The organism is Gilliamella sp. LMG 34361, assembly GCF_984569075.1.
This window is the reverse complement of sequence record NZ_OZ474903.1, coordinates 2,071,287-2,094,405: the sequence shown is the minus strand read 5'-3', so window position 1 is coordinate 2,094,405 and position 23,119 is coordinate 2,071,287. Positions and strand designations below refer to the sequence as shown.

The window sequence follows — 23,119 nt, the reverse complement described above, 5'->3', positions numbered from 1 at the left end:
ATTTGAATGGATTTATAATTACTCACTATGCAAATTAGTCGTTTTTATGAAGTCATGTGTGCCAAGCATCAATGGCGAGTGGAAGATTGGCAACAATATCTGCAATCTCACCCAATTATGGGACGATTTATTCAACGTTTAGTTTGGTTGGAATTAGATAGTAATGGTCAAATAGTCAATAGTTTTAGGCCAACAGAAGATGGCAACTTAATAACCAATCAAGATGAAGAAATCTCACTTGAGCAACATCATTTTATTACCGTTGCTCATTCAGTGTTGCTATCAAGTAAAGATATAGCACAATGGCAATCGCATCTTAAAGATTACAAAGTAATCTCTTGGTTTGACCAGCTTAGTCATCCATTACCGGATATGAACAAATTTAGAAATGATATCATTAATGATCGTCATGGTTGGTCAATGGACAGTTTTACCGTACGTGATATTTTAACCGAATTGGGTTATGAGCGTGAAAGTGCGCAGGGGGGGGGTGAATACTTTTTTTGTTACCACAAATACTATAGCCGTTTAAAAATTTATATCCATATTGATTTCAGTGGTGGTATGGTACCTGAAGAAAATATTTTAGCAGTACTTGATAGACTTTATTTTAGTAAAACACCGGGTTATCAAGATGACGTAGTTAAGCTAGATAACCTGCCTAAAGTGTTATTAGCCGAAAGTTATGCTAATTATATGGCGGTAGCCGACGCATCCAATGGTTTTGACCCTAATTGGCGAAATAAAGTGATATGGGATACATGATCAGAAGTCGAGAGAGAAGGTTATTGTTGATTGCATTGCGGATTTATATGATTTAAAACAGTCAATACCCGAACCGATTTGTCAGTATATATCAAAACTGATTTTAGTCTATAAAGATATTGCCAATTGAAATTGATATATAAGACAGAGTTATGAATTACTATTATTTAATTAAGCATAAACAGCATAATTTTTAGCTAAAATCCCAAGTGTATTAAAAAGATTTATCTTGATAACAATGATAATTAGCTTGATTTAAATAGCCAAATTAAAGTTGAACTTTTAATTATATAACACTATATTTATTGAGTAATTGAAAATAACTTTCAAGGATTTAACTTTTAAGGAGAATAAAGCAATATGAAGAATATAAAAAAATTAATAGTAAGTAAATTATTTTCCAAAGAATTAGTTTCAACTCTTTTTGAACCTATAAAAAAACTTGATAATGAATTACCAGTACGTATCACACAATATATCTTAAAGGGAGAAGATCCAAGTGTGTTGGTAGATTTTGATAAAATGTGTCAATCATCCGATACCGCAGATAAACTTTATGAATTATTAAGTAGACCTTGTGAATTAGATTGTGGACATTATCATAACAATATTTCTTCTTTAGAAAAAACACGCTTTGATTTTTACCGACAATGGACTGAAAACTATACGCTCGAACAGCTAACCCGATATGCTAGAGTTTTAGCCACTTTATGTCAGCATTTACCGTTTATTAAACTCTCTACTAATCAATTACCCGCATGGTTTATCTATTTGTTATATGATGGTTTAATTAGTACATTGCCATATTTTAATAAAGATAATAAGAAATTTGATGAACGCAAAAATTGGAATATCGAACAATTACATCAATTACTTGAATGTGAACAAGCTGGTTTAGGCGAAAAGTTATTGTTTGCCATTTTTGATCGCCAGAATGTACAAATTAGTTATTACAACTACTTTGAATATTTTATGACAATAAATGGCTTATTACCGTATATCGAAAATCATATTGAAATATTTAAACAACTACCGACACAAGGGTTGGCAATTTTAGGGCAATTAGATCAATTAAACTATATTTACCAACACGATGAACTGCGGCTACAGTTGATTGATTTCATTACCATGCAATCGTTGAGTACTTCAAAAAAAGTGAGTCAATTAGCAACAGAAATGCTACTTAGTTTACCAATTACCTCAGTTGCACCTCATCTACAGCACTTTTTAACCTCTGGTTCAGTTGATCAACGTTGTGGTGCAGTAGTATCACTGGCGAGAATGTCTGTCGAACCGACAATTTTACAACAGGCATTAGCTAACGAAACCAATAAAAAGGTGATTACCGCAATCGAAAGCGCTCTATCACGACTCGAAAGCGCTAACAGTGTCAAACAACAAACAAATTTAGTTATTCCTGATTTTCAACCCATTGCTGATACTGAGTTACCAATAAATGCGCGCGATATTTTACAGCAAAATATTGAAGAATATATTTTTAAGTATGAAAAATTAATGCAGAATGAGTTAGAGGAAAACAAAAAAAACAGAACTAATCAGGATTATTATCAAACAAATTATAAATCATTAAAGAAAATTAAATTACATTTTTTGGATGATATAGTTGCTTATCTGAATGGCAAAATCGAATATTCAACACTTCGTACACATTTTGATAGGGATACAAATTTTAAATTTTTACTTACTAAAAATAGGTTACAAAGTTTACCCGAATTTACTTTGTTTCACCTTTTTCGAATATATCGATTAAAATATCGATTCCAATATGACTTGGACGGTGAAAGTAACTCTTATAGCTTGGATGCTAGTTACTTTCTTGAAAGAATATACAAAAAATACGATTTTATAAAAAAACTTGACCTTAGACAAATTGTTGATGTCATAGTCAAGATTGAAAGCAATGAGAATGTCAAATATACTGTTGCTGAGCTATTTTTACATGATGACACCTATCACGATCTTTATATAGATGAACCTCATAAACTTTGGGCATTTTTTGCCGAAAATGAATTTTTGCTTGATGAAGCATTAGGTTTTACCCCTCTATCTAATGACTGGTATAATTCCCGTAATCGTGATAAAAGACATAACGCCGAGTGGTATAGTGTTGATGTAATTAGCGCCATTAAAACATTACAATTTTTCCCTATTATTCCAGTCAAATATGTTACCTATCTATGTGAATTAGCTTTAGAGGGAAGCAAATCGATTTGCTATATTGCCCAAGATGCCTTAAAACTGATCCCTAATATACATAATCAAATTGAACAATCTTTATCGTCCGCAAAACAGAATGTCCGTATTGCCGCAGCTAACTGGTTGGCTGACTTAGGGCAAAAATCTTCTATTGAAGCTTTACATGTAGCCCTGAAAAAAGAAAAACGTGAAGCAGTACAAGCTGCAATCTTAATTGCCCTACAAAAAATAGGTGAAGACATTAGTCAATATTTAACGTCGAAGAAGTTATTGGCCGATGCCCAAAAAGGTTTAAAAGGTAAAAAGCCAGCAGAACTTGATTGGTTTAATTTTGACTTAATGCCATCTCTGACTTGGCAAAATGGTGATGAAGTTAATTCTCAAATTATTGAATGGTGGGTATGGTTAGCGGTTAAATTAAAAGATCCCTCTAATTCCCTGTTAACCATTTATTCTCGTTTGCTTAGTCAATCAAGCCAACAACAATTAGGCGAACTTATTTTGCAAAGTTTTATTAAACAAGACACCCGAACAGCTACCATAGAAGAGGCTGAGGTTAAGGCAAATTTATTAGCTCCCCAACGTTTTCAAGAATATAAAAGGTATTACAAGCGATATCCGGAGTACCATGCTAATTATGCAAATATTACTTATGAACAAGTTTTTGAAGAAATCAAAAATGAAACGCTATCAACCTACTATGGGTCAGCGATTAAAGGAAAAGGTATATTAGCTTTATCCAGTAATGTTGATGGACGTGTAGCTGTTGCACTATTAACCAGTTATATGAAAGATCATTATCGACGTCGAGCACAAATTGAAGCGTTGCTTGAAGCGCTGGGAAACAGCGATGATCCATTGATTACTCAACTCCTACTATCATTAGCTCGTCGTTATCGAACTACATCAATTCAAGAAAAAGCGCGATTATTAGTAGAAAATATAGCCCAACGTAATGGTTGGACTACTGATCAATTAGCCGATCGTACGATATCAACGGCCGGTTTAGATGACGATGGGCTATTAATCCTTGATTATGGTGAGCGTACTTTTATTGCTAGTTTGGATGATAAATTTAAATGGCAATTAAAAAATGCGGATGGCGTTAAAATAAAAGCTTTACCTGAAGCCCGTAAAACCGAAGATGCAGATCTAGTTAAAGAAGCAAAAAATCAGTTTAAAAACAGTAAAAAAGAGCTTAGCCAATTACTTGATATGCAAGTTAGTCGTTTTTATGAAGCAATGTGTACTCAGCGTCAATGGAGCATAGAAGATTGGCAAAAATATTTGCAATCCCATCCTATTGTAGGACGGCTTATTCAACGTTTAGTTTGGTTAGAATTAGATAATAATGGTCAAATAGTAAATAGTTTTAGACCAACTGAAGACGGTAGTTTAATTAACAATCAAGATGATGAAATCGTTTTAGATCCAAATCACTTTATTACACTCGCTCATTGTGCATTAATGTCAAATACTGATATTGCGCTGTGGCAATCGCATATTAAAGATTACAAAATAAATCAGTTGGTTGAACAATTTACCCATAAATTACCGGATATTAGTAAAATGAAAAATGGTGTAATTGATGATCGCTTAGGCTGGATGACTGATAGTTTTACTATACGCGGTATATTAACTAAATTAGGTTATAAACGAGATGTTATAGAAGATGCGGGGTGGTTTGAAGGTTATCATAAATACTTTGCAAGTATTGGAATTTATATCAATATTGAGTTTAGTGGTAGTTTTGTACCTGAAGAAAATATTCCAGCAGTGCTCTATACAGTTTATTTCACTGAAAATTCACGTTATACCGATAAAGTCATTGCTCTCGATAAATTACCGAAAGTGTTACTTGCAGAAGGTTATGCTGATTATATAGCTGTCGCTAATGCCTCAAGCGGATTTGAGCCAAATTGGAAGGAAAAATTAGAATGGTAAATCAGAAACAAGCAATTCGCTTAACAGCAGAAGAGCGTTATGAGCAAGAATTGGCAACATTAAGCAAAGTCGATAAAGACAATAATAAACCACAAGGTTGGCTTTTATCTCCTAAATCAGTTCGTCAATTTATTTTAGGTAACGAAACTTTGGGAATTAGCCGAAAATTTTTTGGTGATGATCCATTAGTTGACCGTGCAATTGTATCACTATTAGGAAAACAAGGTTTAATGCTAGTGGGGCAACCCGGTACAGCAAAATCCATGTTATCAGAATTATTAGCAGCAGCGATAAGTGGTGATTCAAATCTGACCATTCAAGGTACTGCTGGTACTAATGAAGATCATATTCGTTATTCGTGGAATTATGCACTATTACTTGCAGAAGGACCCACTGAACGCGCTTTAATTGGCTCGCCAGTTTATCAAGGTATGTTACAAGGTAAAATTGTTCGTTTTGAAGAGATAACCCGTTGCCAACCAGAAATTCAAGATATGCTGGTTTCAATTATGTCTGAAAAACAAATGATGATCCCTGAAATGGGGCCTAACAGCGTTATCAAAGCTAAACCCGGATTTAATATTATTGGTACAGCAAACTTACAAGATCGTGGTGTGCACGAAATGTCAGCTGCGTTAAAGAGACGTTTTAATTTCGAAACGGTTAATCCTATAACCGATAAAGATTTTGAAATTGAATTAATCCAACGGCAACTTAGTCAAGAATTAGGTGATTTAAAATCACAAATCACTGTACCTATTGATGTTATCGAACTATTGGTGACGACATTTCAAGAGCTTAGACAGGGGCAAACGTCGGGAGGTGCCAAATTAAAAACACCCGATGCAGTAATGTCCACTGCCGAAGCGGTAAATATTGCCTATGCATCAGCATTAGATGCCCATTATCTTGGTAATGGGACATTAACAGGTGAACAAATTGCCAAACAGTTGATTGGCGTTGTTTTGAAAGACAATGCGGATGATATTAAAAGAATCCAATTTTATATGGATAATGTGGTACGAGAGCGGGCTAAAAAATCCGATATATGGCGTAGTTTTTATCAAGTATCAAAAACTTTTTGGAAATAACTCATTGCTATGACAATCAGCCATTCATTATTACCGGAAAGGTTATCAAAAGCGTTACAAAGTCTCAAAGCGCTACAGTTACAGCAGATCTACTTTGCGCCAGTGCGTCATCATAGTCCTGCCTGTAGCTATGCACTAAAACACTTAATTGAAGAAGTCCAGCCAACACACATATTGATCGAAGCGCCATCTAGTTTTAAGACTATTATGGAGCAATTATTACATAGTGACACAAAGCCACCTATCGCCGTACTATGTCAAACCGAAAAAACCATTGATCAACTAATAACAAGTTCCGAGCCAGAAACGGAAGATGATACCGATGATACCGATGATACCGATGATATAACACCTAAATCAATTACCTATTCAGCAACCTATTCAGCATTTTATCCATTTTGTCATTACTCACCAGAGTGGTTAGCAATGCAGATGGCAAAAAAGCAACATGCTAATATACAATTTATTGATTTGCCTTGGAGTTTACAAACGGATCTAAGTATTGATTTGGAGCAAGATCATTCTCTACTTTCTGAAACTTATCTCAAACATAGTCAATATATACAACGTTTAATGCAAAAATTGCACTGCCGTGATCATGATGAAGTTTGGGAACATCTGTTTGAATTAAAAGATTATGATGATATCGCTGATTGGCAATCATTTTTTGTAGATACATTTATTTGGTGTACCATGTCAAGGCTTGATTATACTGAAGAATCGCTAGTTGCCGAAGGATCAGTTCAGCGTGAACAGTATATGTTAACCGCTATTGGTCAGCTAAAAAAATCCAAACCACAAGCCAAAATTGTCGTAGTAACAGGGGGATTTCATACTTTAGCGTTAGTAGAGGGATTATGGCAAAATCAGCTTGTGTTACCCAAAAGATCAGATGTTATACAGTTTAACCGCCAACAAAAAAATAGTGTGAAAGATCAAGCATGGCTAATTCGTTACAGCTTTGATCGTCTTGATGCGTTAAATGGTTATGCTTCGGGTATGCCATCACCCGCTTATTATCAAGCAGCTTGGCAATCGATATTGCATTATGATAATGCGACAAATAAAGATCAATCGGGGCGAGAATATCGCCAACGGCTAACCTTAGATTTACTGTCAGAAATTGCCGATAAATTACGCCAACAATCAAACTATGATAGTTTAACAGGATTTGTCCCGTTAAAATCAGCCATGGAACAAGCAATATTACTTGCTGATTTGCGCGGACATAATGGACCAGGACGATATGATTTACTTGATGCCATTCAATCTTGCTTTATTAAAGAGAGCATTGACAATGCGCGTAGTGAGTTTTGGTTAACAATACGAGATTGCCTATCAGGCAATTTACTGGGCGAAGTGCCAATTGGAGTAGCACAACCTCCACTGGTTAATGATGTCTATTTAACTTTAAAAAAATATCGTTTCAAATTGGATGATACCGATCAAAAACTCACTCATATTGATATTTATCGTAAACCTGAACATCGACAACGTAGTCGTTTTTTACACTTGATGGCTTTTTTAGATATCGGTTTTGCTAGTCGAGTTGATGGTCCTGATTACGTTCATGGTCAACGTTTAAATGTGATGTTTGAAGATTGGCGCTATGCATGGACACCAACGGTGGAAGCGAGATTGATTGAGTTATCACAACAGGGAACTAAGCTGGAACAAATTGCCATAAGTGAAATGCAAAGTGAAATGCAAATGGACGCTATAGAAAATAACATGGAGTCAGCAAGTTTACTTGCGGTTGAGCAGTTGACGCAAGCGGCATTAATGGGGCTAGATGATTGTTTTAACCATTTAGTTGATAATTTTGCAGATTTTATTGAAAGTGATGGTGAATTGAGTTCACTCATTCATTGTGGCCATCGCATGGTTTACTTATGGCAAGGTCAAACTTTTTTACAACTTAAAGCCACATCCATCTTACTTACGTTATTAACTAAAATTGTTAAACAGAGTTTTTTCTTATTGAATAAACTTGAACAACATGAAAATGAACTGCATAATTTAAAAGTATTACTTTCATTTAGAGATTTATTAAATTATCTGCCCGATAAGCTTGATGTTAACCAACTTAAACAGGATTTTTACCATAATTTGTCCCGTTTGCAACTAGAGTTGACTCATGCACCTTTGATTCGTGGTGCTATCGATAGTATGAGTTATTTAGATTCCTATTTAAGCCAAGAGCAATTGGAAGATAATATTAAAATCAACTTTAGTTTAGGTACTCAAAATGAACAAGCAATTAACTATTTTATTGGCATCATGCAATGTACACCTGAATTAGTTATACATTCATCGATTTTATTGGACAGTTTAGATAAATTACTGATAGATTGGTCAGCAGAGCAGTTTATCAAAATCTTACCTGATTTGCGTTTAGCTTTTAGCCAATTAAATCCAAATCAAAATGCCTCCTTGGCAGAAAAAATTGCTAAAAAATATCATATTACTGATGCTGATTTGCATCTTCAACAATATCAATTTAGTGAAAATCAGCTACAAAAAGCACTCTCGCTGGAATTGTCAATTAACGAACACATAAAACAGCAACAACTCACCGATTGGTTCAAACACTAGGTATTGGCATGAATAACGATAAACAAACCAAAGAAGATAGCAAACCAGACGAACAAATTAAGCGTTGGCGTTTAATTTTAGGTCAATACGCTGATGAACATCTCAATCCCAATAATGATTTAAATCCCTATGATCGGCAAATTGATCAAGCCTTAAATTATCTCTATCAAAATGAATATCGCTCTCGAGGTTTATTAACTAAGGACGAAAACGCTTCAAAATCAAAATATGGAGGAAAAGATAACTCGGTTTACAACACTGTAAATTGGTTAAGACAGACACGCAAATTATTTCCTAAAAGTACCTTTGAACGAATGCAAAACCAAGCAATTGAACGATATCAGCTCGAAGGTATTTTAAACGATCCTAATGCCGTAAAAGAGTTACAACCCAATTTCAATTCAGTGAGACTATTAATGAACTTACGTGGTAAGCTCAATAACAGTGTGCAAGAAGAGGTAAAAGCGCTTATCAAAAAAGTAGTGGATGAAATTCTGCAAAAAATTAAGACCAATTTTATTAATGTGTTGACTGGCAAAAAAAATCGATTCCGACGTTCATCAATTAAAAGCAATCAAAACTTTGATTGGCGAGCAACCATTAAAGCTAATTTAAAACATTTTGATCAGGATAAACAACGCATCATTATTGAAAAAGCCATCTTTAACTCTCGCGCTACTCGCCAACTTCCTTGGGATATCATTTTATGTGTTGATCAAAGTGGTTCAATGGATACCTCCATTTTCTACTCGGCTATTTGTGCCAGTATTATTACTCAGTTACCGGCTGTTAACTTACATTTATTGGTTTTTGATACTCAAGTGGTGGATTTAACCCATTTAGCGAGCGATCCAGTTGAAATACTGATGACAGTACAACTCGGTGGTGGTACCAACATTGGCTATGCATTAAATTATGCGGAACAAAAAATAACTAATCCATCGCGTACAATTATGGTTATTGTCAGTGATTTTTATGAAGGGGTGAGCTTAACCAATCTTTATAACACCGTTGCGCGCCTCAACGCTAATCGCGTTAAAATGCTTGGCTTAGCCGCTTTAGATTATGATGCAACTCCGGTTTATGATCTGCAAGTATCCCAACAACTGGCTAATCGAGGGATGCAAATTGCGGCTTTAACACCCGAACATTTTGCTACTTGGCTTGCAGAGGTGATGAAATGAGTTGGTCGCAAATCTACTTAAATTACGATCAAGATGCTTTAGCTCTCTATGCTAATGTTGGCGTCATTCGACGTGCACTTAAAGATATTCAAGCCAATAAAGTCAAATTAATCGAACACCAGCAATCACATCTGTTATTCGAGGTTGATAGCCAACAAGTCAAACTGACACCACAAGGCATCCAAACGGCTAACTGTAGCTGTCCAGCCAGTGAACATTGTAAACACATAATCGCTGCAGTGTTATGGTTACAAGAAAATCCCGTTATTGATCAAGTTGCTGCTAAACCAAATAGTGACACATCTAATCAGCCAATTGAATCCTCTAACCACTATAGTGATCCTTTAGCCGAACTATTAACAATTGATAGTAACCAATTATTTAAAACAGTGGGTAAGGCCAATATAAGATTAGCCTATCAACTTTTATTTGATTGGTTACAAAACGATGCAGTCAGTGTACAAACTCAGGGCGTTCAACTTCGTATTCATGTTCCACAAAGTACTACACCTATTATCTATACAGCGGGTACGGGTTTTGCTGGTATCATTTCTGAATTACCAAATAAGCAAAAACAGGCAGTACATTTAGCGGTTATTGCTTATCTATTTCAACAAAATCAAAAAAACTGGCAATGGCCAGATCAAATTATTACCGAACATCAGCAAAATAATCAGCAAGATCAGCTTAGTGATGATGAAATTCTCTTGATTAAACAGGTGCAGTCACAGATTAACTCATTGATAGAACATGGTTTGTCTCATGTTAGCAAAAGTCAATCTAACCAGCTACAGCTACTTAATATGTCCGCCAGAGCACAAGGGTTACCTATGTTAGCCGCTATGCTTAGGCAAATTTGTCAGTTAATTGAATTACAAGTTAATCGACATTTTTCTATTGAAGAACAAGATATTTTATTACTTTTAGCCCGGTTAACCGCGCATTTGCAAGCACTATTAAATAGCCGTGGTCAACAGCTTATAGATATGCGAGGTAATCAAAAACGTCAATATCAAACCAAAAATCAAACGTTAGATTTATTGCCACTAGGTGGTTATTGGTGGCAAAGCAAAACCGGTGCTCAAGGTGCCACATTCTACTTTTGGCAACCTGAGCATAATCAGTATTACCAAACAACAATAGCCAGACCTAACAATGCCGATATCAATTTCTATCGCGAAGCGATCTGGCAAACTGTTTCTCTATGGCAATCAATACCAAATATGCTGATGAAAAGAGGGTTTACCTTGCATAATCCACGTCTAGCTGATGGTAATAATTTATCTGCTTTGGGTTCTAATGTAACGCTAAAGAAGACCGGTTGGAGTGATCAGGATTATCAAATGTTTCGCACCACTAATGGTTTTCATGATTGGACAAAGTTGTCCGATTATCTACACAAAAATGATATAAATGATTCTTTGTTTGACAATATATTGGCTATTCATATCACCAATTCACAAAAACCAGAATTAGATGAAATTAGACAATGCCTAGTTTGGTGTATTAAAGATAATAAAAATAATCAACTACAATTGAGACTATTTTGGGATGGTATAGATGAGCAGCGTATTAGAATATTAAATTGTTTTTTAAAAACAGAACATAAACCTTTAACTGTATTGGTAAAATGCATAAAAAATGACAATAATTTAGATCTAGAGCCTTTTGCACTTTTTTATCAAGAGTCGCAAACCAAGCAGATTAATTTACTATATTTAGATTTTGATAACGAAAGTTTATTTGTTAGAAATAATACCCCCAAATTTTTCAAAAAATTCAATCAACTATTCGAAAAACTAAAATTATCAAACAAGAAAAAGCTCAATACGCAAATTGCTTACCAACAAGATCCCATTGCAACATATATTATAAAACCAACCCTAACATTACTTGAAGCAATAACCAGTTCTGGTCGGCTAGTATTATCTAATAACGATAAACAAAAAATCGAGACGTTACAATTTCATTGTATCTCACTTGGTTTAACCACGCTAAGCCATACGCTAAATAAACTAACACAAAACCATCCGATAAAGATTGAACATGCTCTACAAACGGCATATCTCTGTTATTTAATGAGCAAAAAACATTATCAATTGCCTATAAAATTAACGGATGAATTATGATTAACTAATTTAATTGGGGGAATGAACTAATTAAAGGCTAATTATATGAAATGATTTGTCTATAAACCAACGAATCAAAATATTAATTAATAGCTGCCTTGCTAAATCTTGTCTATCGTTCATAAATAATTTTATAACGGTATAGACTCCTCAATATTTTTAACAAGATTATTGGTTAATTTTAGAGTTAACAAATCATAAACGGATATATTGGGTTTAATGTCAGTTAAAACATAATATTCGTTCTAAACGCAATAAACGACTGCCACAACGTTATTTAGATCCATTATCAGTACCAAGTCGTCTGGGAGAATGCTGGTCAAAGGATTTTATGAGTGATAGCTCTCAAAACTATCGTCGATTTAGAATCTTTAATGTTATTAATGATTATAATTGTCAGGCTTTAGGCATTGATATAGTAGGGAGTTTATCGGCAGGTAGGGTTGTATCCGTTATTTAAACAGATTAGCCCAATACCATGGTTATCCTAAAAATACGCATTGATAATGGTGCAGAATTTACCTCAAATAGATTTACAAGCTGGGCAAAATCACATGGAATAACCCTAGAATATATTAAATCTGGTAGTCCTTATCAAAACGGCCACATAGAACGATTTAAACAGACATATCGAACGGAGATGTTAGATTTGTATTTATTTAACAATTTCGAACAAGTAAGAAAAATAACGGAAGAGTGGTTAGAAATGTATAACACAGAAAGACTGCATGAAGCATTAAATAATATGACACCAATAGAAACATGAAACCAATAGCATGATTTTCTATCTGGTTTGTGCACTAACAATGGGGGTATTTACAGATTTTATAGATATAACTTTTAATAAAAATATTCAATAAAAAATCTAAAAAAGTAAAATTTTGTTAATCCTTGCTTGTTTATGTTTAGATGACAAATTTTTCATGCCATTTTATTTATTAACAATATTAGTAAGTTATCCATTTGATTGAAATTTAAAGAAATGTAAAGCATATTGAAAAATACGCACAACAGTGTATTTTATATTCATATTTAGATTATTTTTTTAATGTAAATTCATTAAATCGTTTTACTTATAACAATAAATCCTTAGTGAAGAATTACACTAAATAATTATTAATAATCTTAAAATAGTTCAATAAAACAAAATTGTATTTGCTATATACATAAAATATATTGAGGATAACATGGATAAAGGATTAACCAATTTGATTAGTCAGTTGGGCAATGATTTAAGTCATGGTCGAAAGCATGGTTTAGTTAATGGAGCAGGTCACAATCGTTATACGTTAAATATTGATGGTTTATCGGCTGAGGTTTCAGTCTTGCAGGTTGAGGGTAATGAGCAACTTAACCAGCCTTGGCATTATACCATTACCTTTACTAGCTCGAATAAACATCTATCTGTTGCGTCATTTCTTAATCAAAATGCCCATTTAGTTTTTAACCCGGCTATTCCCAACAATTTAAGTGGTTTTGCTAATAAAGGACTTAAGGCACTTAACTCTCTTTCCTCTCTCTCCTCCGTTAATCCTTTAGATGCACTAAAACCGCCTGAGTCATTAAAGCAGCTAGATAAATTTCTACCGTCCCATCCGCTCGATTCACTTAACTCTTTAAGCCAACTCAATCCGCTTAATTTATTAAACTCACTCTTCTCTCAAGGTGGCTCACGCACGCTGTATGGTGTGATAACCCAGTTCAGTCAATTATCAGTCAGTAAAGATGAGGCGCGTTATCAAGTTGTTTTGTCCTCGCGATTGGCCAAACTGGCATTAAGTCATAACTGTGCCATTTTTCAAAATCAAAGCGTTATTAGTGTGGTTGAAGAGGTGTTGCGTGGTCATGGTTATACCGGGATTGATTATCATTTAGCGCTTAAAGAGCAATATCCGGAGCGAGAGTTTATCACCCAGTGGCAGGAGAGTGACCTTGAGTTTATACAAAGGCTGCTTGCTGATGTGGGGGTCTATTTTCGCTTTGAAGCGCATGGTGAACACAATTGTGATGTGATGGTCATCAGTGATTATGAACAAGGCTATCAGCAGGTGGCGGATATTGTCTGCAAACAACCGAGTGGTACACTGGATAACGGCGTTGAAAGTATCTGGGATATGTCGTTACACAGTCAAATGGTGGAAACTTCGGTAAAAGTACAGGAGTATAACTATCGAGATGCATCGGCGAATTTACTGGGTGAAGTTAACAGTCAACTGAAAGATAACACCACTTATGGCACCGATTATCGTTATGATGAACACTATAAAGGGTTAAATAGCAATGGTAACAGCAATAATCCAATTAATAGTGCCCCTCTAAATAATGATGACGATGATGAAAACAGTGACAATATCGATACCGACGACAGTCAAGACAGTAACGACAATAATAACGATAATAGTCGTTCTATTAGCACTAGTTTTGTTAGTGCAAGTAATACGGATAGTATAGGTAATATAGGTAAAGCGAGTAAGAGCGTTGAAAGTGGTGAATGGTATGCCCGTATTCGTCATGAGCGAGCAATAAGCCGTCAAATTCTTATCCGGGGTAAAAGTAACCAAGCCAATTTAGCGCCGGGACAACATATTCGCATCAAAGGCAGTACCATTGCCGGAATAGATGAAGGGATAATGATATTGACGGTGCAAGGTCAGGGAAACCGCAGTGATGCATATGAACTGAGTTTTACCGCCATACCTTACCAGCCATCAAAATCTTACCGCCCGGAGCCAATTCCTTTCCCGACCATTGATGGCACCTTACCGGCACGGGTGACCAGTCCGGATAATGACACGTATGGTTATATTGATACCCAAGGGCGCTATCGGGTTAAATTTAACTTTGACTTAAAAGAGTGGCGAAACGGTAAAGAGAGCTTATGGCTAAGGCTAGCTAAACCGTATGCCGGTAGTACTTATGGTTTTCACTTTCCATTGATTGACGGTACAGAAGTTGCGGTTGCCTTTACTAATGGTAATCCTGACCGACCTTATATCGCGCATGCGATGCATGACAGCACTCACCCTGACCATGTGACCACCATAAACAAACATCGTAATGTGATTCGCACACCGGCGAATAATAAGTTACGGATGGATGATAAGCGCGGACAAGAGCACATCAAGTTAGCCACCGAATATGGTAAATCTCAGCTTAATATCGGGCATTTAGTTGACCAAAACAAAATCCGACGTGGTGAAGGGTTTGAGCTGCGTACTGATGAATGGGGGGCGATTGCTGCCAATAAAGGCTTATACCTAACCAGTCAGACCACGCCTAAGGCACAGGGCAAACAGCTTGATATGCAAGCAGCCATTACTCAGCTGGAAAATGCGCTATCGATTGCCAAAGCCTTACAAAATGCCGCCACCGAATCTGAAGCCCATGGTGCGGATACCGACAGTCAAGAGCAACTTAAAGCGACATTAACCCAGTTATCCCAAAGTGGCATTATAGCTTATGCACAAGAGGGGATAGCTTTAACCAGTCCGGAAAACATCCAACTGTCAACCTCGAACAGTGTATCGGTAGCCAGTGAAAACCAAACTGACATTAATGCATTAAAAAATATCACCATCTCGTCAGGTGAATCCATCGGTCTATTTGCCCATAAATCAGGAATGAAAATCTTTGCCAATCAGGGCGATGTTGAGGTACAGGCACAAAATGCCGACCTGAATATGGCTGCCAAACAAGATATTCAAATAGACAGTGTTGATGGAGAAATGACAATTACCGCCAGTGAAAAAATCACATTAATCTGCGGTGGTTCATATATCAAAATCAGCAGTTCCGGGATTGAGCTGGGCACGGCTGATAATGTTTATATAAAAAGTAATGCATTGCAGAAAATGGGGCCTACTACACAAGATAACGAGAAGCGTAATTTTACCAAAAATGAACTAGAAGTGTCTATAGTACGCTTAATAAACAGTCATTATGTTAATTTTTCGGGATAATTAATAAAGGAATAATAAAATGTCCATAAAAAAAACAACGAAATTCATTTTTCCAGTAGGTGAAAAAGAATTAAGCCAAGATACCTATTATAGGGCATTATCCGAAGCTGATCATGGTTTTTATCCATTTGGAGAAAATGGTTTATGGCATGGCGGCATTCATCTTGATAAAAAAGTGTTAAACAAACTTGGTAATGATGAGCAATTACATTGCATGGCTAACGGTGAAGTCATTGCCTATCGTATAAATGATGTTTACCCTAAAATAACTTATCCAGAAGAAAATTTAATTTTTGCCAAGCTAGAAAAAGTTTCTTATTTTTCCACTGGTTTCACATTAGTCAGACACCTATTACAAATGCCAAAAGCAATTGATGCAAAAGATGAGCCTCCGGCAATAACCTTATACAGTTTGTATATGCATCAGCTCGATTGGTATGGTTATCAGAGAAAAATGAAAGATGAAACAACAAACGTACAATATCCTCACTATTGGGACCTTGAATCAGGAAAAGCTGACGAGAATAAGGGGGATACGGTTTGTGGTAGTGTAATTAGAACCGATGGCAAAGGAACCGAAGTGGTTGGTCTGTTGTTAAAAGGGAGTAAAATTCGTTTAGGTGAAAAACACAGAAAAGCAGGCTGGTATAAAATTGTTTCGATATCAAAAGGGACATTGGTAACCACAACCGAATTTAAACAACAATTAGGTAATATTACCGGTTATGTTTGGCATAAGGACCTATCGCCGCTACCAACCGGAAACACAGCAGATGCCAATCAAGATTATGAAGTTTTAAAAGAAGACAATAACACTGTTGGTAAGTCAAATGTGCAGGTAAAGGGCATAGCGGTATATGAAACTGCTGATGATAAACAAAAATTGACTTATTTACCACTAACGGCAACATTTGAATTAGATGGCCAAGAAAACGGCTACGCTAAAATTCGTAAAATTGAAGGATGTGAAGTTCCAGACCTATTAAAAAAAGAAGATGGCAGTGAAGATGCACCGCATAAAGGTTATGTCAAAGTGACCTCACTGACTTCATTCACGTTTAAACCTGAAAAATTCAATGATATTGTGGTATTAAAATCACCGATTGCGATTTCAAGTGGCGATTTTATCGGTTATATTGGGCATAATCAACGCCAAAAAGACCATATTGAGGCATTAAAAAGCTTACCGATACCAAAGTTAAAACGGCCATCAGATAAAAAATTACCGCCTTTGTTACATGTTGAATTATTTACCTGTGATGATTTACCAACATTTATTACCAAAACACGAGAATTAGCCGATAGTTTACCGGAAAGTGAAAAAAATCTAGTTCTAGTTGAAAAAAAGGCAAGATTGATAAAAGAATCAAAAGCAAATGGTAACTTAAATTCAGGATTAGGGATAAAGTTTATTAGTGATAAAGATAATTATTACGTTAAAATTAATCTGGAATATACTTTAAATTCAAAGGAATACTATGCTGAAAATAATCTAATAACACAACGATATAGATTGATAAATATTGAAGAACTTGCGGGCTCGTTGTCGAATAAGAATGAAGAAATTAATTTAACTGCCGACCAAAGATATTGGTTAAAAAATAGATATAATGACATTTATCCGCAGTTAACCATTTCAGATATTCCAGATAAGGTTGAACTGATTGAAATTGATCACACTAGCTCATCTGTCAAAATACGTTTTTGTGTGGAAACTAAACATTATTGGGTAACGTCAAAAGATGTCTCTCACTTATTTGGACAAATTGGAATATTCAATAACGCTATTCCTTTTTGGAATAATTTTCCATTATCACTTGATAATCTACCTCCTGCAACCAAAGATAACACAGTACATTATCCACGGACGGTGTCATTAAATTCATTAAGTAATGAGAATTTAATCGCTATAGAAGATGAAAGCACGGGTTCAATATGGGTAAATGTGACCGCAGGAAATGAAGAGGGTATGCCAATAAAAGGTTGGGTAAACATCAAAAAAGATGCTCAAGAGCACGTTAAACGAATCAGCCCCTGGTATTGGCAAGGATTTGAGACAGTAATCGAAAAAGCTGCTGTGGGAGAATTTTATACTAAAGTCAACGACAACCGAGCAGCAACATTGGATATTGAAGATTATACCGATGCAATGAAAGAACTGCATAAAATATTGACTCAATCCCTTTTATATTCTGTTCAGCGAAAAAAAGCACTGCCGCCTTTTACTGTTGAATATCTGAAAGACGGTCTTCGCAACAGTTGGACAGCTGAAATGATAGGTCACTTAATAATAAAATATGAAAGTGAATGGTATGCAGACGAAGCGCTAACCAAATGGAATGAAATAGATGATTTATTTGAGGAGGAAAAACAGAAACAAAAAAATTTAATTGAAAAACAGTTAGATGAAAATAACATAACGATACCTTATAAGCGAGATTCTGCCTTAAACATGGTGGATGACGTGCATGAGAAAACCAATTCAATTTGGCAGTTGGAAAAAGAGCAACGTATTAAACCCTCCCTTTGGTGGCGAGAAGTAGCACAATCCCAGCAAGCCCAATCATCAAATAACCAACCCCCACAAACACCGGCACTAAGCAATCTTTCTGCTGATGGTAAAGCATGGTTTATTCATCCAATTACATTGATTAATTTTTCTTTTTCTTTAGAAAAAGACATTGCCACCTATTATATATATTTAGATGGTCAAATAAAAAAATATATCCCCTCATTTATCAGTGAAGAGAATAAAAATAAATACCGTTATATTATTATTGATAATAATGGACTAAAGCATAAAGTTTGTGACTTGCAATATTTCAAAATTAAAGAAAAGTACAGTAAAGTAGTTAATCCAAATACAGCCAAAAATTTTTATACCCCAGGTCACGGAGATACTGCCTCAAATGTAAGTGATGGTGACACTTATTACCGTATCATTTACGCCAATGGAGAAATTGCTGAGTGGGGTAAACATGGTAAATATTTTAACCCCAAACTTGATAATCCATATACTTGGCGTGTATTTGGTGTAAACAATAATGAGGTAGAGTTATTAAAAATGCCCGATACTTTAGATAAACAATTTGACAATTTTAGTATCAAATATGGTTTTAAAGATTCCCAACGTCGTTATGCTAATCCAGGTTTATTTGCTGCAATGTTAGGCAGTATCGCGGTTTATAATAAAAGCGTTACTACTACCGGAAGTGCATTTAAGTGGGGCTCTTGTTTTCCAAGTGTTTTACATATTAATGGTATGAGTATTGATTTCACATATAGATCTTATATATCTAAAGATACCTATCACCCACATACTTCTCAACAATATAAAGATGACCTCGCTTTTTTAAAAGCAATGCTGTTATTTTTTAAGCAAATTCGAGTTGGTCAACATAACCATTTTACTGAGTTTAGGAAATTAGAAAATGTTATTGATGGTGGTCTTTTACACGATCATCATTTTCATGCTGACTATTCACTAACCAAAATTGAAGAGATTAAGGAATAATTTATGAAATATTCATATTATCTAGCATCATTATGTTTATTAATTAGCTCCCACTGTTACAGTCAGCACTATCAAATAGAGGACAAATATCGTGGCGACCCATTTTTTAGAAAAATCAATATAAATAAACTAGAAAAAGATTGCACCTATCCTTTAGATTATTGGCAATTGGATAACACAAAGCAAAAAGAAATAGATAAGCTTTGCCCTTTAAATTATCTTAAATTTGATTTTACAAGTTTGCATAAATTTATTTACCAAGGTCCTCGCGTTATCTATAACGGACAAGATTTCCAATTAACATTGAGTATGCCATTAAATGAATATGATATTGCGCCTGAAACTATCCTTGGGCGTGAAATATCGCTATCAATAGTTAAAGATAATATTGTAAAAGATAAGATTTATTTAGCCAATAATTTTATTGAAATTTCCAATGATGCTGTTGCTTACCAATATTATTATATATCTCCACAGGGCGATATATATACTTTATATTTAGGAGAATCTGATGATGGAATTTTACCTACAATATGGAAGCATTATCAAATCGATACACAAACTATGAAGTTTAAGCTAATTCAAATTGATACTAGATATTTTAAAATTAGCTTATCAGATAGTTTTTTTAAACTAAGCCAACCTAATGATACGGACAACTATAAAGATAAAGAGTTTAAAAAATGTTTAAAAGATGAAACAAGTGAGGGGTGTTTTGGCTCCCAAGTCTATCGTTATTATCTAGATCAATTAAAATCAAAAATGGAGTTATTGACTAAAAAACAAAAAGATAAAAAAAATCGTTTTTCACTATTCAAACAGAAATTAGATAAAAAATGTTTAGCTACTCCGCTTCCGTTTGATGATGATGGGCTTGATCGCTATCTTGATAATCTATATTCATGCGAAATAAAAGGCTTTAAAGTAGAGTTATCACGTGTTGAAAAACAACTCATTCATTAGCGAGGAAGTTGGATTTGAAAGTATGAAATTATAAAAATGATAAAAAAGTTAGATAATTACATAGAAAAAGTTGTGATTTTTAAACGCAACTTTTTCAAAAATAAGGAAAGGATTAACGGTTAACAGATGAAATATTCTTATTATCTGGCATTCATTAATATCTTAAACATTATAAATATTCATCTGAATAAGCATTTGGCATTGGCAAGGATTTGAGACAGTAATCGAAAAAGCTGCTGTGGGAGAATTTTATACTAAAGTCAACGACAACCGAGCAGCGACATTGGATATTGAAGATTATACCGATTCAATGAAGAAGCTGCATAAAATATTGACTCAATCCCTTTTATATTCTGTTCAGCGAAAAAAAGCACTGCCGCCTTTTACTGTTGAATATCTGAAAGACGGTCTTCGCAACAGTTGGACAGCTGAAATGATAGGTCACTTAATAATAAAATATGAAAGTGAATGGTATGCAGACGAAGCGCTAACCAAATGGAATGAAATAGATGATTTATTTGAGGAGGAAAAACAAAAAAATTTAATTGAAAAACAGTTAGATGAAAATAACATAACGATACCTTATAAGCGAGATTATGCCTTAAACATGGTGGATGACGTGCATGAGAAAACCAATTCAATTTGGCAACTAGAAAAAGAGCAGCGTATTAAACCCTCCCTTTGGTGGCGAGAAGTAGCACAATCCCAACCAACCCAATCATCAAACAACGAAATCGCACAAACACCGGCACTAAGCAATCTTTCTGCTGATGGTAAAGCATGGTTTATTCATCCAGTATCAATGCTGGGTAGATTTGTAAATCCAGGTATAGTGACATATCATATTTATCACGATGGAAAAATTGAAAAACACATACCACAGGAAATATCGAAACGTTACGAGCAAAAATATAAGTATGTTTATCATGATCAAAACAGTAATGAACATGAAATATGCATTTGTGATTGGCATACTATTAAAAAGAAGCAAAGTGATAGTTCCGCTAATAATCTAAAAACTAAATCCAATGAGTCTTCTTATTGGACACATAGTCCGATTTTATCAAATAATAAGGTCTCTGATGGAAATACAACTCGCCGAGTTTTTTATGAAAATGGTGATGTTGCCGAGTTTGGTTCTCATGATACTAAAGGAACGATATGGCGATTATTTAGAGCAACTACCGATGATACTGAATTGATTAAAATACCCGATTCGCTAAATAAGCAATTTGACAATTTCAAGATTAAATATAGCTTTAGTGACTCCCAACGTCGTTATGCTAATCCAGGGTTATTTGCTGCAATGTTAGGCAGTATCGCTGTTTATAATAAAAGCGTTACTACTACAGGGAGTGCGTTTAAGTGGGGCTCTTGCTTTCCAAGTATAAATCATATTAATGGTATGAGTATTGATTTTACCTACAAGTCATCTAACGGGAAGAAAAAAGTCATAATAGATGGTAAAGCAACTTGGAAGCGTAAATATCATCCACATACTTCTCAACAATATAAGGATGACGAAGCTTTTTTAAATGCGATGCGGTTATTTTTTGAAATAATTCTAGTTGGTAGTGATGATCACTTTGTTGAATTTAGAAAATTATCAAAAGTAAAAGATGGTAAAAGTTTGCATAATTCTCACTTTCATGCGGAATTTTCACTTTCCAAAATTGAAGAGATTAAGGAATAAAATTATGAAATATTCATATTATCTAGCATTATTATGTTTATTAATTAGCCCCCACTGTTACAGTCAGCACTATCAAATAGAGGATAAATATCGTGGCGACCCATTTTTTAGAAAAATCGATATGAATAAATTAGAAAAAGATTGTACCTATCCTTTAGATTATTGGCAATTGGATAATATAAAGCAACAAGAAGCAGATAAGCTTTGCCCTTTAAATAATCTCAAATTTGATTTTACAAGTTTGCATAAATTTATTTACCAAGGTCCCCGCGTCATCTATAACGGACAAGATTTTCAACTGACATTGAGTATGCCATTAAATGAATATGATATTGCCCCTGAAACTGTCCTTGGGCGTGAAATATCTCTATCAATAGTTAAAGACAATATTGTAGAAGATAAGATTTATTTAGCTAATAATTATATTTATTTTTCTGATGTGGCGGTTGGCTTTCAACGTTATTATATATCTCCAGCGGGAGAAGTATATACATTATATTTAATGGAGGATGATGGAGGTATTAGTCCTAAATTATGGAAACACTATAAAATTGATAATCAAAGAATGAAGTTTGTACTTCAAGATATGCTAGTCAATATTTCAGATGGCCCACAATATCAAATTATTTATCCAAATCAATTCAATATTATTTCGAATAAACCGATTACAAAAATCGATCCCAAAGAAATTAAATCATGTGAAGATGAGTATAACAAAGAAGAATATCATAGTTGCTATATAGATGTTTATAACCATTACAACAATAGATTAAAACAAAAAATCAACTTACTGAATAAAAAGAACAATACAATAAAAAAATCTTATTCAAAATTACAGCAAAAAATAGCTTCAAGTTGTTTAGAATTACCCCCTCCAGTTTCTGGTAATAGGAAAAAGACCGATCCTTATTTATCTAACGTTATGTTTTGTTTGATCCAAAATTATAAACAAGAAATAACCGATATTGAAAAACAACTCGCTCACTAGTCAGTAAGTTGGAGTTGGAAGAATAACATAAAAAAGTTAGATGATTACAGAGAAAAAGTTGTGTTTTTTACACGCAA

The 23,119-nt window shown here is 34.6% G+C and carries 12 protein-coding genes; all 12 read left to right on the top strand.

Annotated features, from left to right (window positions below; genetic code table 11):
* Positions 1-27: 27 nt before the first annotated feature.
* The 12 genes from AC5LXI_RS10025 to AC5LXI_RS09970 all read left to right on the top strand — a co-directional run bounded on the left by AC5LXI_RS10025 (position 28) and on the right by AC5LXI_RS09970 (position 23,042).
* The gene (locus AC5LXI_RS10025) at positions 28-765 is read left to right on the top strand and encodes a DUF4132 domain-containing protein (protein ID WP_493442190.1); all 738 of its coding nucleotides are present in this window, start codon (positions 28-30) and stop codon (positions 763-765) included.
* 360 nt (positions 766-1,125) lie between these two features.
* Positions 1,126-4,926 (top strand): DUF4132 domain-containing protein, encoded by a 3,801-nt coding sequence (locus AC5LXI_RS10020; RefSeq protein ID WP_493442189.1) that lies wholly within the window; start codon positions 1,126-1,128, stop codon positions 4,924-4,926.
* Positions 4,920-6,017: an ATP-binding protein gene (locus tag AC5LXI_RS10015; protein ID WP_493442188.1), complete on the top strand. Its 1,098-nt coding sequence runs from the start codon at positions 4,920-4,922 to the stop codon at positions 6,015-6,017. The genes AC5LXI_RS10020 and AC5LXI_RS10015 overlap by 7 nt, the downstream gene beginning before the upstream one ends.
* A gap of 9 nt (positions 6,018-6,026) precedes the next feature.
* Positions 6,027-8,612: a DUF5682 family protein gene (locus tag AC5LXI_RS10010; protein ID WP_493442187.1), complete on the top strand. Its 2,586-nt coding sequence runs from the start codon at positions 6,027-6,029 to the stop codon at positions 8,610-8,612.
* A gap of 8 nt (positions 8,613-8,620) precedes the next feature.
* Positions 8,621-9,796, top strand: coding sequence for a VWA domain-containing protein (locus AC5LXI_RS10005; RefSeq protein WP_493442186.1), 1,176 nt, complete (start codon positions 8,621-8,623; stop codon positions 9,794-9,796).
* A complete protein-coding gene (locus AC5LXI_RS10000; protein WP_493442185.1) occupies positions 9,793-11,925 on the top strand; it encodes a YehQ family protein in 2,133 nt (710 codons plus the stop codon). Before AC5LXI_RS10005 ends, AC5LXI_RS10000 begins: the two co-directional genes overlap by 4 nt.
* 478 nt (positions 11,926-12,403) lie before the next feature.
* Positions 12,404-12,691: an integrase core domain-containing protein gene (locus tag AC5LXI_RS09995; protein ID WP_493442184.1), complete on the top strand. Its 288-nt coding sequence runs from the start codon at positions 12,404-12,406 to the stop codon at positions 12,689-12,691.
* A 421-nt stretch (positions 12,692-13,112) separates the two neighbouring features.
* The gene (locus AC5LXI_RS09990) at positions 13,113-15,884 is read left to right on the top strand and encodes a type VI secretion system Vgr family protein (protein WP_493442183.1); all 2,772 of its coding nucleotides are present in this window, start codon (positions 13,113-13,115) and stop codon (positions 15,882-15,884) included.
* 19 nt (positions 15,885-15,903) lie between these two features.
* The gene (locus AC5LXI_RS09985) at positions 15,904-19,398 is read left to right on the top strand and encodes a hypothetical protein (RefSeq protein ID WP_493442182.1); all 3,495 of its coding nucleotides are present in this window, start codon (positions 15,904-15,906) and stop codon (positions 19,396-19,398) included.
* A 3-nt stretch (positions 19,399-19,401) separates the two neighbouring features.
* On the top strand, positions 19,402-20,361 hold the full coding sequence (locus tag AC5LXI_RS09980) for a hypothetical protein (RefSeq protein WP_493442181.1): 960 nt from the start codon (positions 19,402-19,404) through the stop codon (positions 20,359-20,361).
* Between the two features lie 238 nt (positions 20,362-20,599).
* A complete protein-coding gene (locus tag AC5LXI_RS09975) occupies positions 20,600-22,054 on the top strand; it encodes a hypothetical protein (protein ID WP_493442180.1) in 1,455 nt (484 codons plus the stop codon).
* Between the two features lie 4 nt (positions 22,055-22,058).
* On the top strand, positions 22,059-23,042 hold the full coding sequence (locus tag AC5LXI_RS09970; RefSeq protein WP_493442179.1) for a hypothetical protein: 984 nt from the start codon (positions 22,059-22,061) through the stop codon (positions 23,040-23,042).
* Positions 23,043-23,119 lie beyond the last annotated feature (77 nt).